We start from the raw sequence: 24,226 nt of genomic DNA, 5'->3' as shown, positions 1-24,226 counted from the left end.
GCGTACCTACGGTGTCACCCGTACGGCCTACCGGTTCCCCGTCGAGGGTGACGGTTACACCGGTGTAGGAGCGGAGCACGTCGTGCCCGGACGGCTGTCGGTCAGCGTCGACGACAGCGGCGGATCGCGGGCGTCGTGCGCGCGGACGGGCCACAGGTCGGGCGACGGGGGGAACGCCGCCGCAACGCCGACGCCGAGCGTGACAGCGAGAGGGACGTCAGATGACGGGGCTTGCGGGACGAGGACGTGAGGGCGCACCGGGGACGGTCGCGCGGGACGGCCGCCGCCGGGTGGCGCGGTGGACGGGAGCGGCGACGGCGGTCGTGCTGGCGACGGTCGGCCTGGCGGCGCCGGCGCAGGCGGCCGTCGAGGAGACCTACGAGGTCGACCTCCGGGTGTCCGGGCGCGGCACGGTCACCGGTGAGGGCAGCTACCAGGCGGGGGACACGGTCGTGCTGACGGCGACGCCGGGCGCGCAGCAGGTGTGGGGCGGGTGGACGTCCGAGGAGCTCGGCTGGATCGGGGCGCGGGTCGGCTCGTTCACCATGCCCGAGGGTGACGTCGTCCTCGACACCACGTTCCGCCGGCAGATGGCGCCGCTCAAGGACGTCTACCGCGACTACTTCGACGTGGGCAACATCCACTCCGACCCCGCGACGTACGCGCCGGGGTCGGCCAGCTCGGCGAACATCGAGCGGCACTACTCGGTGATGACGGCCGAGAACAGCATGAAGCCCGACCAGCTGCTGCCGAACGCGAACATCGACCCCGAGACGGGGGAGTTCACGTTCCGCTTCGGCCCCGCGGACGCGTTCGTCGACGAGACGCTGGCGCGCGGCATGGACGTCCACGGGCACGTGCTCGTGTGGCACGGGCAGTCGCCGCCCCGCATCAACAGCGGCCCCACCGGCGGCACGCGCGCGCAGGCCCGGGCCAACATGGAGCGCTACATCCAGGAGGTGCTCACGCACTTCCAGGGTCGCGTCGTCTCGTGGGACGTCGTCAACGAGGCCTTCGTCGACGGGCTCGACGAGTTCGACCCGGCCACGCAGGACTGGCGCGACTTCCTGCGCGGCGGGCCCAACGGCGGTGCGTCGAACTGGTACTCCGCCTACGCGAACGGCGCCGACACGGCGGCCGGCGAGCACCCGGCGGACTTCCTCTACGACGCCTTCGTCCTCGCGCGCACGTACGGGCCCGAGGCACGCCTGGTCTACAACGACTTCAACGTCTTCCAGTCGGAGGGCAAGGGCGAGGCGATCGTCGCGATGGCCACGGACCTGAACGCGCGGTACGCCGCGGAGCACCCGGAGGACCCGCGCCTGCTCGTCGAGACGATCGGGCTCCAGTCGCACAACTACATCAACCAGACGCCTGCCTTCGCCTGTGCGGACCGCACGCGGCTGCCCGGGCTCGTCGACGAGGCGGCCGCGGAGTGGCAGCCGGGCACGTGCTCGGACCACGCGTCGGTCGAGCGCTCGCTCCAGATGATCATCGAGGCCGGCATGACGGCCGACGTCAGCGAGCTGGACCTGCAGGTGTGGGAGGCGTGGAACGGCCAGCCCGAGGGTGACGACCGCGCGCAGTACCGCGACCTGACCGACCCGTCGGTCCAGGACCGCATCTCCCGCGAGGGGTTCACGTACTGGGTCGGCAAGATCAGCAACCGCGCCGAGCTGGAGCGGATCCAGGCCCAGCGGTTCGCCGAGTACTTCGCGGTCTACAAGACGTACTCGACCGACATCGACCGCGTGACGTTCTGGGGCCTCACCGACCAGCGCAGCTGGCGGTCCACCCACAACCCGCTGCTGTTCAACAGCGACTTCTCGGAGAAGCTCGGGGCGGCGGCCAGCGCCGACCCGGAGGCCTGGCTCGGGCTGGACCGCCCGGTGACGGACACCTCGAAGCTGGCGGCGGCCGTCGCCGCGGCCGAGGCGCTGGACCCGCGCGACCCCGCGTGGTCGCGCGAGGGCGTCGCGGCGGTGCGCCGGGCCCTGGCCCACGCGCGGCTGGTCCTCACCCACGGCGGCCACCAGGGCCGCGTGCTGGCGGCGACCACCGCGCTCGCGGACGCGATCGCGGCGCTGGAGCGGGAGAAGGAGACGCCGCCCCGGTCGTGACGACCGGCTGACGACGGCTGACGACGACGGGGGACCGGACACCTGGCCCCCGTCGTCGTCCGGCGCCTCGGTGATCGACCCGGCAGGCCGCCCGCCACCGGACTGCCACCGCGTCTCGGCGCGAACGGGGTCTGGCGTACGGCTCGGCCCTTTCGTACGCACGCCGGCCACCGTTCGCCGTGAGACGGGCTGCGGGACGACGGCCGCGGGACGGAGGCTGCCGGCGCGAGTTCACCCCGCCCGGCCCGTCCCGCCGGTATCCGGCCGCCGTCCCCCGCCTCCTCCCCGTGTCCGAGGGACGTGCGAGGAGGCAGCGATGGACGCGACCGTCGTCGAGGTGGACCGGCTCGACCTGAAGGACGACCGGGAGCTGCTCTCGCCCCCGTGGCTCGCCGGACCGCTGTACCGGTGCGCGACGGCGGTGACCGTGTGGGGCTTCCTGCCGCACGCGCTCCTCGACGTCGAGGTCGACGGCGCCGTGGTCGTCGCCGGGCACGCCGCCGGCTTCCCGGAGCCGCAGGGCGAGCGCGTGCCGGTGCCCGCGCTGGCGGAGCACCAGCAGGTACGGGTGCGCCAGCACGCCGACGGCCTCACCAGCGACTGGTCGCCGGTCCTCGAGGTCCGGGACCACACCGTCGACTTCCCCGCGGGCCCGCCGCGGCCGGTGGTGAACCCCGCCCCCGTCTGGACCTGCGGCGCGCGGACCGGCGTCGGCAACCTGCTCGGCGGCGCGGATGTGTGGATCACCGCGGACGGCGCCGAGGTGGGGCGCGTGGACGGCTGCAGCCAGCAGCAGGGCGTCGACGTGAACCCCTTCTACGCGGACGGCCAGAAGGTCCGCGCGCACACCGAGCTCTGCGGCGACCCGGCGTCCCCGTCGGTCGAGCTCACGGTCACCGCCGGACCGAACCCCCTGCCGGCGCCGGCCTTCGACCCCGTCCACGACGGTGCCGAGCAGGTCCGCGTCACCGGCATCGCGAACGGCGCCCGCGTCACCGTCACGCACGGCACGACGTCCCTCGGGACGTTCCGGTGCTGGGGCGGCGCGCTGCTCGTGGGTGTCGGGTCCGTCGGGGACGGCGACCTCCTGTCGGCCACGCAGCAGCTGTGCCCCGGGGACCCGGCGAGCCCGGAGGGGACGACGACCGTGCAGCCCTGCTCCGCGCTCGGCGCCCCCGCGGTCGGGCCCGTGCAGGCGGGCGACACGGCGGTCACGATCACGTCGAGCGCGCCGGGCGCGCTCATCCGCGTCTACCGCAACCTCGTGCAGGTCGGCAGCGGCACCGCACCGGTCGTCCCGCTCAGCCAGACCCTCGTCGCCGGGGACGTCGTGCACGTGACGCAGTCGCTGACGACGTGCCCGGCCCGCGTCGCGCTGCAGCTCACGGTCGCCTGCGTGGACCCGCCCGTCGCGGGCGACCCCGCGGCGCTCGACCTCTTCCCGGTCGGCCGCACCGAGTACGCGGACGGCCCGGTGCGGGGCAGCATCCACTACCCGGCGCAGGACGACGGCGTCGACCAGCCGTTCCACGCGCGGCTCGCGGAGACCGGACCGGTGCCCGTGGTCGTCATGGCGCACGGCAACCACTCGCCGGCCGACCCCAGCTACCTCGGCTACGACTACTTCCAGACGAGCCTGGCGAAGGCGGGCATGGTCGCCGTCTCGGTCGACTGCAACGCACTGAACGGCCCGGGCGGCGGCGTGCAGAACATCGAGGACCGGGCGGATCTGATCATCGACACGATCCGGCACCTGCAGACCCTCGCCGCGACGCCCGGGAGCGTGCTGGAGGGACGCCTCGACTTCTCGCGCGTGGGGCTCATGGGGCACTCGCGCGGCGGGGACGCGGTCGTGATGGTTCCCGCCGTCATGGGCGCGATCGGCGTCACCGTCCGTGCCGTGCTCGCGCTGGCGCCCACGAACTTCCGCTACTGGTTCGGCATGCCCACCATCGCCCCGGTCGGCTACGCGTTCTCGACGGTCCTGCCCGCGTCCGACGGCGACGTCGTCGACAACAACGGCGCCCAGTTCTACGACGTGTCCGAGCCCGGCCCGTTCTCCTCGCAGGTCTACGTGCACAGCACGAACCACAACTTCTTCAACCGTCGGTGGGCGGCCGACGACGGCGTGACGCCGGTGTTCTCCCGCGGCACGCACGAGCGCGTGCTCGACGTGTACGGCAGCGCCCTGTTCCGCGGCGTGCTGCTCGGCGACGGCTCGGCGGCGTACCTGCTGGGGACCGTGACGCCGGCCGGGGTGCCCGTCCACGCCGTCGACCTGGCCTACCGCGTCGAGAAGGCGGACACCGTCGACCACCACGACGACGGCAACGGCATCGGGACCAACTCGTTCGGGCTGCCGACGTCCGCGACCGGCGGCGCGGTCGCCGACGAGTTCCCCTTCGACCAGGTCCCCGGCGCGTTCAACGGCAGCTTCTTCGGCCTCACGGTGGGCATGGTGCTGCGCTCGCGGGAGCGGGGCGGCGGCGACTTCCGGTCCGAGATCGGCACCGCGGACCTCACGTCCAGCGAGGTGTGGGTGCGCGTCGCGGAGGTCGTCGACGGCGGCGTCGCGAAGGACGGCGTCACGTTCGACCTCGGCCTCGAGGACGCGCGCGGCACGGTCGCGTGGATCGGGTCCGCATCCGTCGGCGGCGTGCCGCGGCCCTTCGAGCGGCCGGGCCAGTCGAAGACGATGCTGTCGACACTGCGGTTCCGGCCCTTGTGCATCGGGCGCCGCAGCCGGCTCGACCTCGGCCGCGTCGTCGCCGTCCACCTGCGCACGACCACCGACGACGACCGCCCGGTCGCGTTCGACGACCTGCAGCTCGTGCCCGTCTGACCGTGCTCGTCCCCGGAGGTACGTCATGACCAGCGATCCCGGCACCCCCGAACGGCGCCGCCGTGCCCGCCTCGACCTGCCGCGCGTCGTCGCGGTGACGCCGCGGCTCGCCCGGTTCGACCCGCCGCCGCACCACAACTTCACGTCGTCGCTGCCGCGCCTCGAGCGGACCGTCGAGCTCCTCGTCGAGACCGACGGCCCGATCCCGGTGCGCGCCCTGTCGCCGGTCCTGTGGGTCGGCGACGCCGCGGTCACGGAGGTCGTGGCGGTCGACGACACGCACTACCGGTTCGTGTCGCTGGAGCCCGACGCGCTGCGGGACGGTGCGCCCGTGACGCTCGGCTGGAGCGGTGCGCCCGCGTCCGAGCGCGTCGACACCGGCACGACGTACGTCGCACCGGACTGAGCCCGGCGCGGTGGCACGACGACGGCGCCGCACCCGGGGGGTGCGACGCCGTCGTGCTTGCCGGTGCGGAGCCGGTCAGGTGGTGCCGGTCAGCTGCAGCTCAGCGTGCCCGCGGCGGGGGCGCTGCCGTTGCCGATGAAGCCGAAGGACGTCGACTGGCCGGCCGCGACCGTGCCGTTGTACGGGGCGTTGCTCACCGTGCCGCCGGAGGCGACGCCGTTCCACACGTTGTTGGTGGAGACGCCGGCGGGCAGCGTGACGCGCCAGCCGTTGAGGGCCGACGACCCGGCGCGGACCGTGACGGTGGCCTGGTAGCCGCCGCCCCAGCTGTTCGCGATGACCAGCGAGGCGGAGCAGGCGCCGGTGCCCGGGTTCTGCGTGGGCTGCTGCGTCGGCTGCTGGGTGGGCTGCTGGGTCGGCTGCTGGGTGGGCTGCTGGGTCGGCTGCTGCGTGGGCTGCTGCGTCGGCGTGACGCCGCCGTTCAGCGTGTTGAGGACCGAGGTGTACGCGGCCTTCTTGTTGCCCTGGCCGTCGAACAGCAGCGGCGTGCCCGAGGCGCGCCACGAGTCGGTGTCCCGGACGCCCCACACCGTGATGCCGGTGCAGCGCTCGACCGCGAGGCAGTCGGCGACGACCTTGGCGTAGGTGTCGGCCTGCGTCTGGCCCGACCCCTCGATGTCGAGCTCGGTGATCTGGACGTCCACGCCCAAGGCCGCGAAGCTCGACAGCGTGGTGCGGTAGTTGCTCGGGTACGGGCTGCCCGAGTTGAAGTGGGACTGGAGGCCGACGCAGTCGATCGGCACGCCACGGGCCTTGAAGTCGCGGACCATGTTGTACACGGCCTGGGTCTTGTCCCAGTTCCAGTTGTCCGTGTTGTAGTCGTTGTAGCAGAGCTTGGCGCCCGGGTCGGCGGCGCGGGCGGCGCGGAACGCGGCCTCGATCCAGTCGTTGCCGGTGCGCTGCAGGTTCGAGTCGCGGCGGGCGCCGCCGTTGCCGTCGGCGAACGCCTCGTTCACGACGTCCCACGAGTGGATCTTGCCCTTGTAGTGCGTGGCCACCTGCGTGACGTGGTTGAGCATGGCGTTGCGCAGCTGCGTGCCGGACATGTTCTGCATCCAGCCGGGCTGCTGCGAGTGCCACGCCAGCGCGTGCCCGCGGACCTGCTTGCCGTTCTGCAGCGCCCAGTTGAGGATCCGGTCGCCGTTGGTGAAGTTGAACTGGTTCTGCGACGGCTCCGTCGCGTCCATCTTCATCTCGTTCTCGGCGGTGATCATGTTGAACTCGCGGTTCGCGATGGTCGCGTAGGTCGAGTCGCTGAGCCTGTTCGCGGCGATCGCCGTGCCGAAGTACCGGCCGCGGTCGTCGGCCGCGTCCTGGAGCGTCGAGCCGGCGGCCTGGGCGGGCAGCGCCGCGGCGGCGGCCGCCACGAGGGTCAGCACGGCGACGGCGGCTGCGCCTCGGGCGCCGTTACCGCGCACGCTCCCTCGTCGGAGCATGGGTCGGGTCATCGTTCCTCCTTGGTCAGCCGATCTCGGCTCGACAGTGAGCCCGGCGGCGATGGACCACCCTTCGGCGCGGAGGAGAGCGCGTCAACGAACCTAATCGATACAGCACCACGAACTTTCGGACCCGCGACCGAAACCACCGTCGACGACCCGCGGACGCGTCCACGGCACCGGTCCGCGGCGTCCCCGGCCGGGACGGTCCACGGTGCGGTAGACATCCCCGGTGACCCGTGCGGCGGCCCCGCTCCACCGGAAGGACACCCATGAGCTCCGTGCCCACCGACCCGACCTCCGACGTGCCCTGGGGCCGGCCCCCGGTGCCGGACGTGCCCGTGCCGCCGTTCGCCACGCGCGACGAGCACGTGCGGTTCCTGCGCTGCCTCGGCGTGCACGTCGCGGCGTCGGGCGTCGTCCCGCTGCAGCGCCCCGACGTGGTGCTGCTGACGCTCCTGCAGGAGGAGGCCGACGCGCTGCGGTGGCAGCAGGGCGACCACCCGGTGCAGCCGTCGGCGCTCGCCATGCGGATCGCCGTGCGCACGTTCTTCCCCGCGCCGTGGACGCCGCGCGCGCTGGCGGAGTCGCTGCGGGCCACCGGCGTGCTCGGCGCCCAGCACGTCGAGGCGGACGAGCGGCGTGCCCGCTGGGGCTCGGACCCGACGTTCGCGGCCGAGCGGCGCGACGACGGCTCGTGGCACGTGACGCGCTCCGAGCGCGGGTCGACGCGCGTGTACGCGGAGCTCGCCGGCGACGACGACCTGGTGCTGATGCTCCAGGAGCACTACGTCGTGTTCGGGTTCCCGCTCGGGCACCGGACCGACGACGTCCCCGTGGACGCCCTGGTCACCGCCGCGACGTGGGGCGTGGAGAGCTGGACGCGGCACACCGCCCTGCCGTACGTCGCCACCTGGTCGGCGACCGTGGCGGCGGCCCGAGCCGCCGTCGGCGACCGTCCGGCGCCGCGGGACCAGGGCCCGCGGCACACGTAGGAGCAGCGTGCGCGGCCCGCGGCGGGAGGTCGTGCGACCCGCTCCCCGCGTGCGCACGCGCCGTCGGGTGCGACACTGGCGGGCGTTCGTCGTCGTCCACCCCGGGAGTCCACACGTGAGCGAGCTGTCTGCGGCAACGGTGCCGGGCCGGGATGTCTCCTACGACGAGCAGGCGCGCCTGCGCTGCCCGGTGTGCGGGTCGATCGACCTGACCGTCACCGACGTCGACCGCCTCCCCGACGTGGCGTGGGTCAACCACACCGCGCACTGCACGCGCTGCGGCGCGTCGTCGACGCTCGCGCTCGTGTCGGTGTTCGGGCACGTCGTCCTGCGCTGGCTCGACGCCCGCTGACGTCGGCGGCGCGCCCGCCGACGAGCCCGTCGGAGCCCCTGCCCTCGCCCGCCGGGTCGCTAGGGTGACGGCCGTGACGGTGACGGCGCGGCAGGTGGTGGAGCGTATCGGCGCGCACGTGGGCGTGCCGTGGCGCGAGCGCACGGTCGACACGTTCCTCGCCGGCGACCCCGACGCACCGGTGCGGGGCGTGGCCGTGACGATGATGGCGACGCTCGACGTGCTGCGCGCTGCCGCGGACCGCGGCCTCGACCTCGTCGTCACGCACGAGCCGCTGTACTTCGACCACCACGGGGCGTCCGACGCGACGTTCGCCGCGGAGGGCGACCCGGTGTTCGCCGCGAAGTCCGCGTTCGTCGCCGAGCACGGGCTCGTCGTCTTCCACCTGCACGACGCCTGGCACGACCGGCGCCCCGACGGCGTCCTGACCGGCGTCGCGCGCGCGCTCGGCTGGCTCGGCACGGAGCGCCCCGGCGACGAGGACGTCTACGACCTCCCGCCGACCACGCTGGGCGCGCTGGCCGCGCACGTCGCGCAGGCGCTGGGGGCGCGCGCGCTCCGCTACGTCGGCGACCCCGACGCGCCCGTGTCGGCGGTCGGCGTGCAGCCGGGCTTCCAGGGCTTCGAGCGCAACCGGCACCTGCTCGCGCGGCCGGACGTCGACGTCGTCGTGATCGGCGAGGGCCACGAGTGGGAGACGGGCGAGTACGCGGCCGACGCGGTCGCCGCGGGGCTCAGCGCAGGGCTGGTCGTCGTCGGGCACGTGCCGTCCGAGCAGGAGGGCATGGCGGAGGCCGCGCGGTGGCTCGGCGGGCTCGTCCCGGAGGTGCCGGTCGAGCTCGTGCCGGCCGCCGACCCGTTCCGCACGGTCGCGGGCGGCTGACCCGGCGCACTACGTCAGAGGTAGCCGCCGACCGTCCGCTCCGGCTCCTCGGTGACGCGCGTGAGCGTGCCGCGCAGCAGCAGCGGCTCGCGCTCCGGCAGCCGCACCAGCAGCCAGGGCGTGCCCGACAGCGGGCACTGCAGGACCTCCGCGTCGCCCGACGGCAGGGCGGGGACCAGCGCCGCGACGTCGGCGTCGGGTGCGCGCAGGTGGTCGGTCACGTAGGCGTCGACCTCGACGCTGCGCAGGGCGAGCGTGCGGGTGCACAGGCAGCCGCGCACGCCCTCCACGATGCCGGCGCGCGCGTCGGCCACCCAGCGCTCGGCCGGCCGGCGCAGCGTCCGGTGCAGGAGGTGGGGGCCGGCGACGGCGCCCAGCACGACGAGCAGCAGCACGAGCGGCCACGCGACCGCGTCGACCGCCGCGGTGTGCGTCCGGTTCAGCTCCGCGAGCGGCCCCTCCACGAGCACCCCCGTGACGAGGATCGCGAGCACCAGCCCGGCGGCGCCCCCCGTGAGGAACCCACCGACGCGGCGCAGCCCCCAGCGGTGCCCGTTCGGGATGTCCGGCGGGAAGGCGCGGACCTGACTCAGCAGGCGGGCGTCGACGCGGGACAGGCGCGTGCCCTGCGGCAGCCGCCAGCGCCGCCACACGACGACGGCGGCGAGCACCGCCAGCGACGGCACCCACGGCGACAGCCCGGCGAGGGCGGCCGCCGCGACGACGCCGGTCGCCAGGACGGCCGCGGCCAGCCCGGGCAGCCGCTCGTGCCACCACCCGCCGCCGGACGCGCGCTCGTCGCGCATGCGGGCGACGCCCGTCGCGAGCGGGCGCAGCGCGGCCATGCCCTCGAGCAGCAGCCACGCGCCCGCGCGGTCCCCGCGCTCCTCGAGCCGCGTGACGACGTCGCGCGTGGGGTTGAGGCCGTCCTCCGGCAGCGGCAGCGCGTCGACGAGGGTCCGGATCGAGCGCCCGACGACCGTGCCGGCGGCGTCCGCGTCGGTGGTGGACCGCTGCGCCACGTCGGCCACGAGGACGCGCCGCTGCACGACCATGGTCATGGCGTTCGTCGTCGCGGCGACGTGCCGCCACGTGCTGTCCGCGAGCTCGGTCTGCCCCGCCTGCTCGGCGGCCGTCGCGAGCAGGTACGCGTGCGTCAGCGCGGCGCGCGGGTCCAGGCCCTGCCCCACGCGGATGAGCACCGCCAGGGCCTCGGCGTCGCCCTGCGCGGCCCACGCGGCGATCGCCACGACGTCCCGCCAGGTGTGCTGCGTGGCGGTGAGCACGTCCCGGTCGACGTCGGCGAGGAGGCCGCTCGCCAGGGCGGGCCGGCCGGCGACGACCGCGGCCCGGGCGCGCTCGAGCTCGAGGTCGTCCGCGTGCCCGGACGAGGCGGCCGCCTCGAGGAGGTCGGAGACGAGCGGGAGCTCGTCCATGCGGCTCGCGCTCGCGGACCAGCTCGCGAGCAGCTCCTGCGCGTCGATCGTCGTCGCCATCGTCCCGTCCGTGGTGTCCGGCGGGTACCGACGCCCGCTGCAGGGGCATCCCACCCGATCGGGGCGGTGCGACGCAGGGCTGTTCGGGTTGTCACGGTGTGATCTGCGTCACCGTCGGACGCGCGCGTGGCGGACGTCCGGATCCGCCCGTCGTGTCGGCCGTGTCCGATAGCGTCCGCTCGGCGTCGTCGGCGCACCGGTACGGGCCGGGGGCTGCGCGGGCGACCGAGCGTCGAGGAGGCGCCGTGCGCGGGTCGAGGTCGGTCAGCACGTCGGGAGGGTCGGTGCTCGTGCGTCGCCGTGCGGTGGCGGTGGGGGCGTTCGTGGTGGCCGCTGCGCTGCTCGTGCCCGGGCCCGCCGTCGCGGGGCCGCACGGCGGGCGGAACCACGCGCCGGACGCCCCGACTGCCCTGCGCGTCGGGGACCAGGCGGTGGCGTGCGCCGCCGACGGCACGCCCGTCGCCGTGCGCACCACGACCCCGCAGCTGCGCGCGACCCTCACGGACCCCGACGGGGACGCGCTGACCGCCACGTTCACCCTGCGCGACGGCGCCCGCGGCACGCGGCTCTGGAGCCCGACGACGACGCCCGCGCAGGGCTCCGGTGCCGACCACGCCGTGCAGGTCCCCGACGGGCGCGTCCGGGACGGCGGCACGTACGAGTGGCGCGTGCAGGCGCGCGACGCGCGGGGGCGGAAGAGCACGACGGTGCGCTGCCGGTTCGCCGTGGACGCCACCGCGCCCGGCACGCCGCAGGTGGAGCCCGTGACCGGCACGGCGCCGGCCGTGTACGTCGAGGACGCGACCGCCGGCGGCGCCGGGCTCGCCGGGGAGTTCCGGCTCGACGCGGGCACGAGCACCGACGTCGTCGCGTTCCTCGTCGCGTTCGACGGCGGACCGCAGGAGCGGATCGACCTGCCGGCGGGCGCGACGAGCACCACGGTGACGTGGACGCCGCGCACCACCGGGCCCGTGCGCCTGGTCGTGCAGACCGTCGACGCGGCGGGCAACGTCAGCCCGGAGCGGCTCTACCGCTTCACGGTCGGCGCGACCGCGGGGCAGCCGGCCGGCGACGCACGGTGGCGGCTCGACGAGGGCAGCGGCACGACCGCCGCGGACGACGGCGTCGCCGGTGCGCACCTCACGCTGTCGCCGACGACGACGTGGACCGACGGGCTGCGCGCCGAGCTCGCCGGCCTGCCCGAGGACCGCGCGCTGCTGTTCGACGAGCCCACCGACGAGGCCCTGGGCGCCGGCCCCGTCGTCGACCCGAGCGGCAGCTGGTCCGTCGTGGCGATCGTGCGGGCGGACGACGCCGGCAGGGCGACCGCGGTCAGCCAGGCCGGCCGGCTCACCGACGCGTTCCGCCTCGGCACGACCACGAGGGGCTGCGCGCTCGACGCCGCGTCGTGCTGGGCGTTCACCGTGGCCACGACGCCGCCGGGCACCCCGCGGGCGCCCGACGTGGTCGCGACGTCGACCGTGCCGGTCGTGCCCGGCGAGTGGGTCGTGCTCGCGGGCGTGCGCGACGGCGACACCGGCAGCATCCGGCTCGACGTGTGCAGCCTCGGCTCGTCCCAGGCGCCGGGCACCGGCCGGGTGGTCACAGGTGCCGCCGTCGCCCACCCCTACGGCACCGCCCCGGCCGGCGTGCTGCGGCTCGGTGCCGCGCAGGACGGGTCGCGCTGGCTCGGTGCCGTGAGCGGCGTGCGGACGTACGCCTCCGCGATCGGCCTGCCGGAGGAGCGGCTGGTCTGCGCCGGCGGCGCCTGACGCCGCGTCCGACGCCGGCGCCCGGCACTCAGTGCGTCGACCCCCGGACGACCAGTCGGACCGGGGTGACGACGTGCTCGCCGGCGGCCGTCCCGTCGCCGGTCATGCGGCGCTCGAGCAGGCGCAGCGCGTGCGCGACCAGCACGTCGTCGCTCGGGTCCACGGTGGTGAGGCCGGGCGGCACGTGCGCCCCGATCGCGAGGTTGTCGAAGCCGACGACCTGCACGTCGGCGGGCACGCGCCGCCCGGCGTCGTGCAGCGCGGCGAGCACGCCGACGGCCACCTGGTCGGTCACCGCGAAGACCGCGTCGAGGTTGAGCCCCCGGGCCAGCGCGTCCCGCACGGCGGCGCGCGCGGCGGCCATGTGCAGCCCGGCGACCGGCAGGACGAGCGCGTCGTCGGCGGGCAGCCCCGCGGCGGCGTGCGCGTCGCGCCAGCCCTGCGTGCGCTGGTCGGAGAGGCCGCCGTCCGTGGGGCCCGTCGTGCCACCCACCACCGCGACCCGGCGGGCGCCGCGGTTCAGCAGGTGCGCCACGGCGAGCCGCCCGCCGGCGACGTTGCCGAGGGAGACGTGGTCGAACGCCGGCGGCATCGGCTTCTCGCCGAGCAGCACGAGCGGCAGGTCGGGGCTCAGCCGGGCGACGTCCGCGGCCTCGAGGCCCACCGCGCTGAGCAGCACGCCGTCGTACTGCTGCAGCCGGGCCGGCGACAGCGCGCCCAGCTCGCCCTCGCGGCTCGCGCCCGTCTGCTCCAGCACCAGGTGCCGGCCCGTGGGGCGCAGCGCGTCGGTGAACCGGGCGGCGAGCTCGCCGTAGTACGGGTGGTCCGCGCGCGGCACGACGAGCGCCACGGTGTTGCTGCGCCCCGCGCGCAGCCGGCGTGCCGTGAGGTTGACCTCGTACCCCAGGGCGTCGACCGCCGCGAGGACGCGCCGCCGCGTCGCCTCGCCGACGTGCGGCCGACCGTTGACGACGTTCGACACGGTCATCACCGAGACGCCCGCCGCGCGCGCCACGTCCTTGAGCGTCGTCATCGCGCCTCCCGGCCCCGCCGGTCCCTGACCTGCCCGGGCCTCGCCCGAGCCCTGCCCGCGCCACCCGACGCGTCCGTGCGCCCGGTGCTTGACCGCGCGCGACGGGACCGGCAGAGTCGGGCGCGCACGACGTCGTGTAACGATACAAGGACAACCGGCGGCGCAGCGCTGCGCCCGCCGCGGAGGAGATCCCATGCCCGCCGCGCCCCTGACGGCCGTCATCGACCTGGACCTGCCGGGTCCCACCATCAGCCGGCACGTGTACGGCCACTTCGCCGAGCACCTCGGCCGGTGCGTCTACGGCGGGTTCTGGGTGGGCGAGGACGCCGACGTCCCGAACGTGCGCGGCATCCGCACCGACGTGGTGGAGGCGCTGCGCGCCCTGCACATCCCGAACCTGCGCTGGCCCGGCGGCTGCTTCGCCGACGACTACCACTGGCGCGACGGCATCGGCCCGCGCGACCAGCGGCCCCGCATGGTCAACTCCCACTGGGGCGACGTCGTCGAGGACAACTCCTTCGGCACGCACGAGTTCATGGACCTGTGCGAGCTGCTCGGCGCCGACGCGTACGTCAGCGGCAACATCGGCTCGGGCACGGTCGCCGAGATGAGCGAGTGGATCGAGTACCTCACGCGCGCCGACGACTCGCCGATGGCCGCGCTGCGCCGCGAGAACGGCCGCGACGAGCCGTGGAAGGTCCCGTTCTGGGGGCTCGGCAACGAGGCGTGGGGCTGCGGGGGGAACCTCCGCGCCGAGCAGTTCGCCTCGCTCGCCCGGCAGTACGCGACGTACGTGCGCGCGCACGCCGGCAATGACGTCTACCGGATCGCCGCCGGCGCGTCCGACCACGACTACCACTGGACCGAGACGCTCATGCGCTCGTTCGACGCGCTCGACGCCGGCGACGGCCGCGCCGCGCCGTTCCAGGCGCTGTCCCTGCACTACTACACGATGACCGGCCCGTGGTCGGACAAGGGCGACGCCACCGGGTTCAGCACCGACGAGTGGTACCTCGCCCTCGCGCGCGCCGCGCACATGGAGGAGCTGCTGGACCGGCACGGCGCCGTCATGGACCGCTACGACCCGAAGAAGCGCGTCGGCCTCGTCGTCGACGAGTGGGGGACGTGGTGGAACGTCGAGAAGGGCACCAACCCCGGGTTCCTGTACCAGCAGAACACCCTGCGGGACGCGCTCGTCGCGAGCCGCCACCTCGACGCCTTCCACCACCACGCCGACCGGGTCGTCATGGCGAACATCGCGCAGACGGTCAACGTGCTCCAGGCGATGCTGCTCACCGACCCGGAGTCGGGCGCGCTCGTGCGCACGCCGAGCTACCACGTGTTCGAGATGAACGTCGGTCACCACGACGCCGCCACGCTGGCCGTGCACCTCAAGGGCGACGTGCCGAGCCGCGAGGTCGAGGGGACGCCGCTCGCGCTGCTGTCCGCGTCGGCGTCGACCACCGGTGGCACCGCACTCGTGTCCCTGTCGAACCTCGACGCCGACGAGGCGCGCACGCTCGTCCTCGACCTGCGCGGGCGCGAGGTGACGGGCCACTCGGCGCGCGTCCTGACGGCCCCCGCGCTCGACGCCCACAACACCCCCGACGCGCCGGACGCGGTGGCGCCGACGGCGTTCGACGGCGTGCGCCCGCACGCGCTCGGCCTCGAGGTCGAGCTGCCGGCGCACTCCTACGTGACGGTGTCGCTCACGCTGGGCTGAGCCGCCCGCCGACGACGACGGGCCGGGCACCCAGCGGGGTGCCCGGCCCGTCGCGTCACCGCTGCCGCGTCAGTCGTCCGCGGTCGGCGCCGTCACGTAGCCGACGACGTCCGCGACGACGTCCACGGGCCCGGCGTCCGTGTCCGACCACAGCGCGACCCGCCCGCTCGGCGGCAGCGCCACGACGACCTGGTTCGGCACGTCGCGACCGGGGACGTAGTTGAGCACCGACGTGTCCGGCGGCGTCGTGCTGCCGTCGCCCTCGGTGTCGGGGTGCACGCGGAGGTTGCCGATGCCGGTGGCTCCCGTCACCGTCACGTTGAGGACGACCGCCGTCGCGTCGACGGGGACCCCGCCGACGCCGGCCACGGGCAGGCTGCGCCCGGTGCGGGCGGGCAGCGGGCCGTCGAGCGGGCCGGTGCGCGTCCCGGGCCGGGTGTCGAGGACGCGCGTCGGCTCCGGCACGGCGGTGAGGGTGCTGCCGGCGGGGGTGTACCCGATGACGTCGAGGAGGACGTCGGCGCTGCCGCCCGAGTCGGACCAGAACGACACCTTGCCATCGACGAGCTGCACGAGCGTGCCGTTCGCCTTGTCCTTGCCGGGCACGTAGTTGACCGTCGACGTCTCCGTGGGGCGGGTGCGTCCCGCCGGGAACACGCGCAGGTTGCCCGGTGCGGCGACCCGCGTCGTGGTGACGTTGAGCAGCACCGCCCGCGCGTCGGCCGGGACGCCCGCGCGGCCCGCGACCTGCACGGTGTGCAGCGTGCGCGGCCGGACCGGGCCGTCGACCTCGCCCGTGCCGCCGGGTCGCGTGTCGAGCAGGCGGGTGGACGGCACGCCGACCACGCCCGACGTGCCGACGGCGTACGCGGTGACGTCGAGGAGCATGCGCCCCACGGGGGCGCCGCTCACCGGCGTCACGCACACCTTCCCGTCCGGCCCGAGCGGGACGAACGTCGCGTTGGCGGTGTCCACGCCGGGCTCGAGGTTGACGGTCGACCCGCCGGGCAGGGGAGGGGCGCCCGAGCCGTCGTCCGGCTGGACGACGACGTACCCCGGCGCGGTCGCGCCGGACACCGTGACGTTGACGAACGCGCCGCTGCCGGTGCGGCCGACCGGCGCACCCGTCACCTGCGCGCACGCCTGCCGGCCCCACGGGGTGTCGATGCGGCGCTCGGGGCGCACCGCCACGACCTCGGGCACCAGCAGGGTCGTCGTGCCGGTCACCTCGGCGCCGCCGCGGGTGGCGGTCACCACGACGGGCACGCGGCCGGCCGCGCCCGTGTCGGGCAACCACGTCGCGACGCGGGTGTCGGAGGTCACCGTCGCCTCGACCTCCCGTCCGGCCACGGTGACGCGCACGTCCGACGTGAAGCCGGACCCCTCGACGTCGACGCGCCGGCCGCCCGTGGCGCCGAACGCGTCGCGGACCGTCGCACCGGTGACGGTCAGGGGGGTCGACGCCTCGTCGACGTACGCGACGGCGCCCGCGAGGGTCCCGTCGAAGTTGGCGTCGCCGGCCCAGTGCGCCTCGAGCAGGTGCACGCCCACGGGCAGGTCCGGCACCGCGAGCTCGACCGTGCCGCGTGCGATCGGTGCGCGCGAGAGGACCTCGTCGCCGAGCCGCAGCTCGAGCTCGCCCGTGACCGGGACCTCGGGGTGCGGCGCCGTCACGTCGACCCGCAGCGGGACTGGGCTGCCGGCGACCGACCACGTGTCGGAGGTGAACAGACGGGCCGTCCACCGCGCGCCGACGTCGATGCCCGTGACGACCTGCCCCAGGGCGACGTCGAGCAGGTCCCTGCCCGGGGTGCTCGCGTCGTCCCAGTACACGAGGCTCTCGTCGTCGTCCATGAAGAACACCTCGTGCGGACCGGGGCCGAGCCCCTGCGCGCTCCAGGTGCCGTCGGGGTTCACGCGGACCGGCTGGAACGGCGAGGAGGGCCGGGTGGCGACCGGGCCGGCGCCCCAGACGTACGCCAGCCACCGCTCGGGCCGGTCGCCCTCCGGGACGCGCACGCGCCCGCTGACCCGCCCGCCGACGTCCAGCTCGACGTCGTACCCGTCGCCACCGGTGGTGATCGCGGTCGCGGTGCGCCGGTGGTACGCGCCGCCGTAGTACTCCGCGGCCCACTCCGGGCGGCTCCCGCCCCACACCCCGAGGCTCCCGGGCACCACCTGCACCTGGACGGGCGGCTCGACCTCGAGGGAGTAGCGGCCGGCCGCGTCCACCTGCGTCGTCCGGAGGATGTCGCCGTCGCGCGGGGACCGGGCGTAGACCGTCATCCCCTCGGCGCTGCCGGCCGCGCCGCCGGCGAGGGTCACCTGCCCGCTGATGGTCGCGGGGGCCGCGGCGGCGGGCGCGACGCCCGCCGCGCCGACGAGCGCGACCGCGAGCGGGAGGACGAGACCGCGCGCACGGCGGGTCAGCGGTGGGCGGGTCCGGGGCGCGGTCCGGGGTCGGACGTCAGGCATCGGTGCTCCGATCGGGAGGGTGCGGTGCGACGGACGAGGGGGGAGGGGGTCAGCGACCGGCGTCGGGCGAGCGGACCCACCCGACGACGTCGACCGCCACGTGCACGGGACCGGCGCCGGTGTCGGAGTACAGCGCGACCCGCCCGCTCTCCGGCAGCGCGACGACGACCTGGTTGGGCACGTCGCGGCCGGGCACGTAGTTGAGGGACGACGCGTCCGGCGGCGGGGTGGTGCCGTCGCCGCGCGTGTCCGGGTAGACCCGGAGGTTGCCGACGCCGCCGGGTCCGACGGCCGTGACGTTCAGGACGACCGCCGCCGCGTCCGCGGGGACGGGCCCGGTGCCGGCGAGCGGGATGCTGCGCGGCGACCGCGCGGGCAGGGGACCGTCGAGGGCGCCGACCCGGCTGCCGGCACGCGTGTCGAGGACGCGCGTGGGTGTGGAGGCCGGCGTCAGCACGCTGTCCGCGGTGGTGTACCCGAGCACGTCGAGCAGGACGTGCGCCGACCCGGACGAATCGGACCAGAACGACACCGTGCCGTCGACCAGCTCGACGAGCGTGGTGTTCGCCTTGTCCTTGCCGGGCACGTAGTTGACGACCGACGTGCTCGGCACCTCGTCGCCGGGGAAGACCCGCAGGTTGCCCGGCGCGGTGACGCCGGTCGTCGTGGCGTTGAGGAGCACCGCGCGGGCGTCGTCCGGGACACCGCCGCGGCCGGCGACCTGCACCGTGTGCAGCGTGCGGGGACGGACCGGGCCCCTCACGTCGCCGACGCCGCCGGGACGGGTGTCGAGCAGGCGCGCCGAGTCCACCGGGACCACGCCGGCGCCGTCCGTGGTGTACCCGGTGACGTCGACGAGCAGGCGCTGCGGCGGGCCGCCGACCGCCGTCACGCAGAACGTGGTGTGCCGGTCGAGCGCGACGTACGCCGAGTTCGACGAGTCGACGCCGGGCTCGAAGTTGACGGTCGACCCGGCCGGCAGCGGCGCGCTCGGCGACCCGCCGGGGTGCACGACGGCGTAGCCGGGGCCGGTCGGCACGGCGGCCGTGACGTTGACGAACACGCCCGTGGCGCTCGCGGGCACCCCGTAGGCGGCGGGCCACGCGCACGTGCGGCGCTCGGTGGTGGCGAGCACCCGCACGGGGCGCACGGTCACGAGGTCGGCGTAGGTGTAGCGCGTGGTGACCGGGGCGTCGTCCCGCCCGGGGGCGGGGTGCACCTCGACGGCCACGGTGCCGACCGCGTCCGCGTCCGGCGGCCGGACCTGGAGCTCGGTGTCGGACAGCACGGTCACCTCGGCGTCCCGCCCGCCGAAGGTGACGCGCACGCCGGGCGCGAAGCCCGTGCCGCGGACGGTGACGAGCGAGCTCGGGCCGTACCCGGTGCGCGGGCCGGTGCCCGGCTCGAGCGCCGACACCGTGAGCGGTGCGCCCGCGACCACCCGGACGGTGACCGCGGTCTCGGTCGGCTCGTACACGTCCGAGCCGAGGTAGCGCACCAGCAGCTCGTGCGTGCCCGCGGGCAGGCCCCCGACCTCGGGGCGTGCGACGCCGTCCGCGAGGGTGGCGCGCGCGACGACAGCCCCGTCGCGGACGACCTCGACGTCACCCGTCACGGGAAACGCGGGGTCCGCCGCGTGCGTGCGGACCTCGAGCGCGACCGGCCAGCCGGGCTCCGCCCACGCCTCCGGCACCTCGAGCCAGGTGCCGAGCTGGAGCGTCGGGTCGATGCCGTCGGTCGTCCGGCCGAGCGTCACGGGCACCGGGGTGGCGTCCGTGGGGCCCGCGTCCTTCCACGTCTCCCAGCCCGGCCCGGTGAAGCTGACGCGGTGGTCGCCGGGCGCCAGGCCGCGGGCCGCGTACGTGCCGTCCGCCGCCACGGGCGCGCGCACCTCGAGCCGCTCGTTGGGGCTGCGGCCGATGCGGGTCGCCCACGCCGTCCACAGCGTCGGGTCGGTGCCGGCCGGCACGCTCACGCGCCCGGCGATGGTGCCGCCCACGTCGAGCTGCACGTCGAGCCCGGTGGTGGGGCCGTCCGGCGTGACGACCGTCGCGCCGGCGAGGTCGTACGCGCCGCCGTAGTACTCCGGCGCCCAGACCGAGTCGAGGCCCGGGTCGACGACGAGCACGGTCGGCCGGTCCACCGTGAGGGTGTACGTGCCGTCGGGCGCCGGCGTCGCGCCGCCCAGCGCGAGCGAGCCGTCGGGTGCGTAGGAGCGCACGCTGACCGCGCTCATCGCGCCCGGCTCGGCGCCCGGCGCGAACGTGATGCGACCGGTCACGGTCGTCGCCGCTGCCGCGGGCACGAGGGCGCCGCCGCCGACGAGCGCCAGCGCCAGCAGCGGCACCAGACCGGCGGCCCGCCGCACGGGCGTCCTCCGGCGCGGGGTGGACGGGGTACGGGGGCGCGCGACACGCATCGGAGCTCCTGGTGCGAAGGGGCCGCTCCCGCGCGGGAGCACGTGACGGTACCGCGCACGGGTGACCCCCGTCCGGCGTTTCGCGCACCTTCGTGACAGGACGACGGACGCCCGCCCCGCGGGGCGCGACGAGGACCGCGACGGCGGTGCCGCGGACGCGGCGACGGGCCGGGTCCGTGGGGACCCGGCCCGCCGTCGCGGTGCGGTGCGGTGCGTCGGTGCGGTGCGTCCGACCGGGGCGTCCGACCGGTGCGTCAGCCCCGGCGCTCGGCGTTGAGGACGTACCCCACGACGTCCACCGCCGCCTCGGTGCTGCCGCTGAACATGTCGTTGTAGAGCGTCACCCGGCCGTTCGGCGGGAGCGGGACGACGACCTGGTTCGGGATGTCGCGACCGCCGATGTAGTTGAGCACCGAGCCGGGGACGGGTGCGCCGCCGCCGGTGCCGAGGTAGTCGGGGTACACGCGCAGGTTGCCGACCGACGACGGGTGGATCGCGGTGACGTTGAGGATCACGGCCGTCGCACCCTCGGGGACCGCGCCGCCCTGCGTGACCGGCAGCGAGTAGCCGGTGCGCGCGAACAGCGGGTGCGGGATCGCGCCCGTGCGGGTGCGGGTGTCGAGCACGCGCGTCGGGGCGATCGCCGTGACGTCGCTGTCGGCGCTCGTCCAGCCGACGACGTCGAGGATGACCTGGACCGGGTTGGTCGAGGTCGGCTCGAAGGTGTCGGACCAGAACGACACGGTCCCGTCCTCGAGCGCGACGGTCGTCGCGTTCGCCTTGTCCGCGCCGGGGGCGTAGTTGACGACCGACGTCGACGGGACGTCCTGCCCGCCGGGAAAGACGCGCAGGTTGCCGACCGCGGCGATGCCGGTGACCGTCACGTTGAGCAGCACGGACGACGCGTCCTCGGGGACGCCGGCGACGCCCGCGACCTGGACGGTCTGCACGGTGCGCGGCGGGACCGGTCCCTCGATCTCGCCGACGCCGCCCGGGCGCGTGTCGAGCAGGCGCGTGGACGGGGCGCCGGTGACGCCCGAGCCCGGGACGGTGTAGCCGGTCACGTCGAGCAGGACGCGCACGGCGCCGCCGACGGCGGTGTAGCAGATCTCGCCGTCGGGGGAGACCGGCACGTACGCCGAGTTCGCGACGTCGCGGCCCGGCTCGAGGTTCACGGTGGAGCCGGTCGGCTCCGGGAACGGCGCGGGCGCGGTGCCGTCCGGGCCCGGGCGCACGACGACGTAGCCGACGCCGGTCGCGTCCGCGGCCGTCACGTTGAGGAACACGCCGTCCGCGTCGGACGGCAGGTCGGCGGCGGTGCGCACGTCGACGCAGCGCGTGCCGGGGCCGCGGTTCTCGAGGACGCGCACGGCAGGCGTGCCGACGACGCCCGTCCACGTGAAGCGGGCCGCCGGGACGACCGGCGTGGTGTCGTCGCCGTCGGTCACGGTGACGTCCGCCGTGCCGGGGCCGCGGCGCGGGACCTGCGCCGTGAGCAGCGTCGACGACTCGAGCTCGGTCGCGACGGCCTCGCCGCCGACGAGCACCGTCGACGCGGCGGTGAAGCCGGTGCCGACGACGCTGACCTCGGTCGTCTCCTCGTTCGGGCCGCTGCCGGACAGCGCGGGGCCGGCGACGGGCTGGATACGCTCGACGGTGAGCGTCTGCGGCTCGGACGCGGCGAGCGCGGCCGGTGCCGCGGCGACGCCGACGAGGCCGAGCAGCGCGGCCACGGCGGTCGCGGCGAGCGCCGGACGACGCCGGTCGGCGCGCGGGGCCGGGACGGCCGGGCGTGGGTGCAGGTGTGGTGCGGGCACGGTGCTTTCCCCCCTCGGAGCACTGGTGTTTCCAGGCCTCGAAAGTACCCCATCCGGGTGACATGGCCCTGCCCCCGCGGGCGACGGCCGCCCGGGTGTATCAGGCGCCGTCGTCGCGTCCTCCTGACGACGTGGCACGTCCACCGTCCGCGCCGACGGTGGGGTGCGGCGACCGCGAGGGGGCGGGCGCCGGCCGCGCCGCGGCGTCACGCACGCGTCCGCGTGCACGACCGACGGCACTCGGTGAAGGGCACACATCATGCGTTCACGTCTCCTCCGGGCCGGGATGGTCCTGGTCCTCCTCGCAGGTCTGCACCTGCTCGTCGCGCCGACCGCGTCGGCGCACCCGTACTGCGGCATCACGTGGGGCTCCCAGCCGCGCGGCGCCGTCGAGCTGTCCGCCGGCACGCTCACGGACGTGCGGGCGGGCCGGCACGACTGCTACGACCGCCTGGTCCTCGACGTCGACGCACCGCTCACCGGCTGGTCCGTGCGGTACGTCGACCAGGTCGTCCAGGACGGCTCCGGGTTCGTCGTGCCGGTCGCCGGCGGGGCGCGCCTCGAGGTCCTCGCCGGCGTCGGCGTCCTCCCGACCGACGCGTGGTTCATCGGGTCGGGCGCCCGGCTCGTCGACACCTCGTCGTACACCACGTTCCGCGACGTGGTCTGGGCGGGCAGCTTCGAGGGCATGACGACGATCGGGCTCGGCGTGCGCGCCCGCCTGCCGTTCCGTGCGTTCGTGCTGGCCGGCCCGGGCTCCGGCTCGCGGCTCGTCGTCGACGTCGCCCACCGGTGGTGCGCCCCGGGGCACGCCACCTGCTGAGAGGGTCCACGGGCGGGGCGCCGTACCGGCGTCCCGCCCGCGCCCGCCACCGCCGCTGAACCGTGCGGCCCTCCGTCTCGTCTGCAGTACGAGGACGGGCGACAGGGGCAGGAGGCGGGACGATGCAGCGACGGACGAAGGTGCTGACGGGCGTGGGGGTCGGGGTGGCGGTGCTGGTGGGCGTCGGCGCGGTCGTGGGACCGCAGCTGTACGCCGGCACGGTGCGCGCCGAGGCGGCGCCGACGCTCGACGCGGCGGACGGCGGCCTGCCCGACCCGGCGTCGCTCGACGGCGCGTGGACCGTGGGCACCGGGTCGTGGGCCGGGTACCGGCTCGAGGAGGTGCTGGGCGGCGAGGACGTCACCGTCACGGGCCGCACCGAGGAGGTCGGCGGCGGGCTCACCGTCGACGACGGCGCGCTCACGGAGGCCACCGTCGAGGTCGACGTCGCGAGCATCGCGACCGACCAGCAGCGCCGCGACGACTACTTCCGCGGCACGGCGATGCAGGTCGACACGTTCCCGACGGCGACGTTCACGCTCACCGAGCCCGCCGAGCTGACCGCGGGGAGCACCGCGGCGCGGCTCGTCGGCGAGCTCACGGTCCGCGACGTCACGCGCGAGGTGACCGTCGACGCGCAGGTCGCGGCCGAGGACGGCACGGTCCGGGTCGTCGGCGCCGTGCCGGTGACGTTCCAGGACTACGGCATCACCCCGCCCGACCTCGGCTTCGTCAAGGTCGAGGACACCGGCTCGGTCGAGTTCGACCTCGCGCTCACGCCGGCCGCCGGGTGACGCGCACCCGATGAGCCCCGACGCCGACGAGCTGCTGCGCGCCGTCCACGCCGCGCACGCCACCGAGCTGCACCGCTACGTCGCCCGCATGACCGACGACGCCCGCGCGCAGGACGTCGTGCAGGAGACCCTGCTGCGCGCGTGGCGGCACCCCGAGGTGCTGACGCGCGCGGAGGACTCCGTGCGGGCGTGGCTGTTCACGGTCGCGCGCAACCTCGTCGTCGACGACGTCCGCAGCGCCCGCCGCCGCCGCGAGCTCACCACCGACCGCGTCCCCGACGCGCCGACCGCCGACGGCACCCAGCGCGTCCTCGACGCGTGGCTCGTCGCCGACGCGCTCGAGGGCCTCACACCCGAGCACCGTGCGGTCGTCGTCGGCGCCTACTACGGCGGGCGGTCCGTCGCCGAGCTCGCCGACGAGCACGGGGTGCCGCCCGGCACCGTCAAGTCCCGCATGCACTACGCGCTGCGCGCGCTGCGGCTCGCGCTGCAGGAGAAGGGAGTGTCCTCATGACCGGCGTACCGGGCACCGACCCGTACCGCGAGTGGGACGCGGCGTACGTGCTGGGCGCGCTCGACCCCGAGGAGCGGCGCGCCTACGAGCGGCACCTCGGCGGGTGCGACGCGTGCCGGCAGGCCGTCGCCGAGCTCGCGGGCATGCCCGCGCTGCTGGGGTCCGTGCCGCGGGACGTCGCCGGGGCGGACGTGACCACGGCGGACGCGGGCGGGGCCGCGGAGGCGGCCGACGTCGTGCCGCTGGCCGCGCTCGCGGGTGCCGCG

General features: G+C 75.7%; 18 protein-coding genes. 12 read left to right on the top strand and 6 right to left on the bottom strand.

Going from position 1 to position 24,226, the window contains the following annotated elements:
• Positions 1-221 precede the first annotated feature (221 nt).
• The 3 genes from AB6N23_RS04640 to AB6N23_RS04630 all read left to right on the top strand — a co-directional run bounded on the left by AB6N23_RS04640 (position 222) and on the right by AB6N23_RS04630 (position 5,368).
• Positions 222-2,120: an endo-1,4-beta-xylanase gene (locus AB6N23_RS04640; RefSeq protein ID WP_412864925.1), complete on the top strand. Its 1,899-nt coding sequence runs from the start codon at positions 222-224 to the stop codon at positions 2,118-2,120.
• Positions 2,121-2,436: 316 nt separating this feature from the next.
• Positions 2,437-4,962, top strand: coding sequence for a S9 family peptidase (locus tag AB6N23_RS04635; RefSeq protein WP_412864924.1), 2,526 nt, complete (start codon positions 2,437-2,439; stop codon positions 4,960-4,962).
• 25 nt (positions 4,963-4,987) lie between these two features.
• Positions 4,988-5,368: a hypothetical protein gene (locus AB6N23_RS04630; RefSeq protein WP_412864923.1), complete on the top strand. Its 381-nt coding sequence runs from the start codon at positions 4,988-4,990 to the stop codon at positions 5,366-5,368.
• Positions 5,369-5,457: 89 nt separating this feature from the next.
• Here the strand turns inward: AB6N23_RS04630 and AB6N23_RS04625 are convergent, their stop codons facing one another.
• Positions 5,458-6,876 carry a glycoside hydrolase family 10 protein gene (locus AB6N23_RS04625; protein WP_412864922.1) on the bottom strand — a complete coding sequence of 473 codons (1,419 nt, stop codon included), beginning with the start codon at positions 6,874-6,876 and terminating at the stop codon, positions 5,458-5,460.
• Between the two features lie 260 nt (positions 6,877-7,136).
• On the opposite strand from AB6N23_RS04625, the gene AB6N23_RS04620 reads away from it, so the two are divergent.
• The 3 genes from AB6N23_RS04620 (at position 7,137) to AB6N23_RS04610 (ending at position 9,094) form a co-directional block, all read left to right on the top strand.
• The gene (locus tag AB6N23_RS04620) at positions 7,137-7,859 is read left to right on the top strand and encodes a hypothetical protein (protein ID WP_412864921.1); all 723 of its coding nucleotides are present in this window, start codon (positions 7,137-7,139) and stop codon (positions 7,857-7,859) included.
• A gap of 115 nt (positions 7,860-7,974) precedes the next feature.
• Positions 7,975-8,211: a eukaryotic translation initiation factor eIF-2-beta/eIF-5 family protein gene (locus tag AB6N23_RS04615; RefSeq protein ID WP_378202000.1), complete on the top strand. Its 237-nt coding sequence runs from the start codon at positions 7,975-7,977 to the stop codon at positions 8,209-8,211.
• Between the two features lie 73 nt (positions 8,212-8,284).
• A complete protein-coding gene (locus tag AB6N23_RS04610) occupies positions 8,285-9,094 on the top strand; it encodes a Nif3-like dinuclear metal center hexameric protein (RefSeq protein WP_412864920.1) in 810 nt (269 codons plus the stop codon).
• A gap of 14 nt (positions 9,095-9,108) precedes the next feature.
• On the opposite strand, the gene AB6N23_RS04605 is transcribed toward AB6N23_RS04610, so the two are convergent.
• Positions 9,109-10,590 (bottom strand): hypothetical protein, encoded by a 1,482-nt coding sequence (locus AB6N23_RS04605; protein ID WP_412864919.1) that lies wholly within the window; start codon positions 10,588-10,590, stop codon positions 9,109-9,111.
• 284 nt (positions 10,591-10,874) lie between these two features.
• On the opposite strand from AB6N23_RS04605, the gene AB6N23_RS04600 reads away from it, so the two are divergent.
• Positions 10,875-12,362, top strand: a complete 1,488-nt coding sequence (locus tag AB6N23_RS04600; protein ID WP_412864918.1) for a hypothetical protein — start codon at positions 10,875-10,877, stop codon at positions 12,360-12,362.
• A 28-nt stretch (positions 12,363-12,390) separates the two neighbouring features.
• Here AB6N23_RS04600 and AB6N23_RS04595 read toward each other — a convergent pair whose 3' ends face one another.
• A complete protein-coding gene (locus AB6N23_RS04595) occupies positions 12,391-13,395 on the bottom strand; it encodes a LacI family DNA-binding transcriptional regulator (RefSeq protein ID WP_412864917.1) in 1,005 nt (334 codons plus the stop codon).
• Between the two features lie 193 nt (positions 13,396-13,588).
• Between AB6N23_RS04595 and AB6N23_RS04590 the strand changes: the two genes are divergently transcribed.
• Positions 13,589-15,118: an alpha-N-arabinofuranosidase gene (locus tag AB6N23_RS04590; RefSeq protein WP_412864916.1), complete on the top strand. Its 1,530-nt coding sequence runs from the start codon at positions 13,589-13,591 to the stop codon at positions 15,116-15,118.
• A gap of 69 nt (positions 15,119-15,187) precedes the next feature.
• Here the strand turns inward: AB6N23_RS04590 and AB6N23_RS04585 are convergent, their stop codons facing one another.
• The 3 genes from AB6N23_RS04585 to AB6N23_RS04575 all read right to left on the bottom strand — a co-directional run bounded on the left by AB6N23_RS04585 (position 15,188) and on the right by AB6N23_RS04575 (position 21,829).
• Entirely contained in the window at positions 15,188-17,593 is a 2,406-nt protein-coding gene (locus tag AB6N23_RS04585) for an Ig-like domain repeat protein (RefSeq protein ID WP_412864915.1), read from the bottom strand.
• Between the two features lie 49 nt (positions 17,594-17,642).
• Positions 17,643-19,961 (bottom strand): Ig-like domain repeat protein, encoded by a 2,319-nt coding sequence (locus AB6N23_RS04580; RefSeq protein WP_412864914.1) that lies wholly within the window; start codon positions 19,959-19,961, stop codon positions 17,643-17,645.
• Positions 19,962-20,266: 305 nt separating this feature from the next.
• A complete protein-coding gene (locus AB6N23_RS04575; protein WP_412864913.1) occupies positions 20,267-21,829 on the bottom strand; it encodes a choice-of-anchor Z repeating domain-containing protein in 1,563 nt (520 codons plus the stop codon).
• Between the two features lie 259 nt (positions 21,830-22,088).
• Between AB6N23_RS04575 and AB6N23_RS04570 the strand changes: the two genes are divergently transcribed.
• The 4 genes from AB6N23_RS04570 to AB6N23_RS04555 form a co-directional block, all read left to right on the top strand.
• Positions 22,089-22,652 (top strand): AMIN-like domain-containing (lipo)protein, encoded by a 564-nt coding sequence (locus tag AB6N23_RS04570; RefSeq protein ID WP_489671998.1) that lies wholly within the window; start codon positions 22,089-22,091, stop codon positions 22,650-22,652.
• Positions 22,653-22,774: 122 nt separating this feature from the next.
• Positions 22,775-23,446: a YceI family protein gene (locus AB6N23_RS04565; protein WP_412864911.1), complete on the top strand. Its 672-nt coding sequence runs from the start codon at positions 22,775-22,777 to the stop codon at positions 23,444-23,446.
• A gap of 10 nt (positions 23,447-23,456) precedes the next feature.
• On the top strand, positions 23,457-23,960 hold the full coding sequence (locus AB6N23_RS04560; protein WP_378198741.1) for a sigma-70 family RNA polymerase sigma factor: 504 nt from the start codon (positions 23,457-23,459) through the stop codon (positions 23,958-23,960).
• Positions 23,957-24,226: anti-sigma factor family protein (locus AB6N23_RS04555; protein WP_412864910.1), on the top strand; the 270-nt coding region annotated here is incomplete at its 3' end. The genes AB6N23_RS04560 and AB6N23_RS04555, both read left to right, overlap by 4 nt.

The sequence above is a fragment of the Cellulomonas pasadenensis genome, from assembly GCF_047229365.1.
Taxonomy (GTDB): Bacteria; Actinomycetota; Actinomycetes; order Actinomycetales; family Cellulomonadaceae; genus Cellulomonas.
Note: the sequence above shows the minus strand (reverse complement) of the source record. Positions and strands in the feature narration are given on the sequence as shown.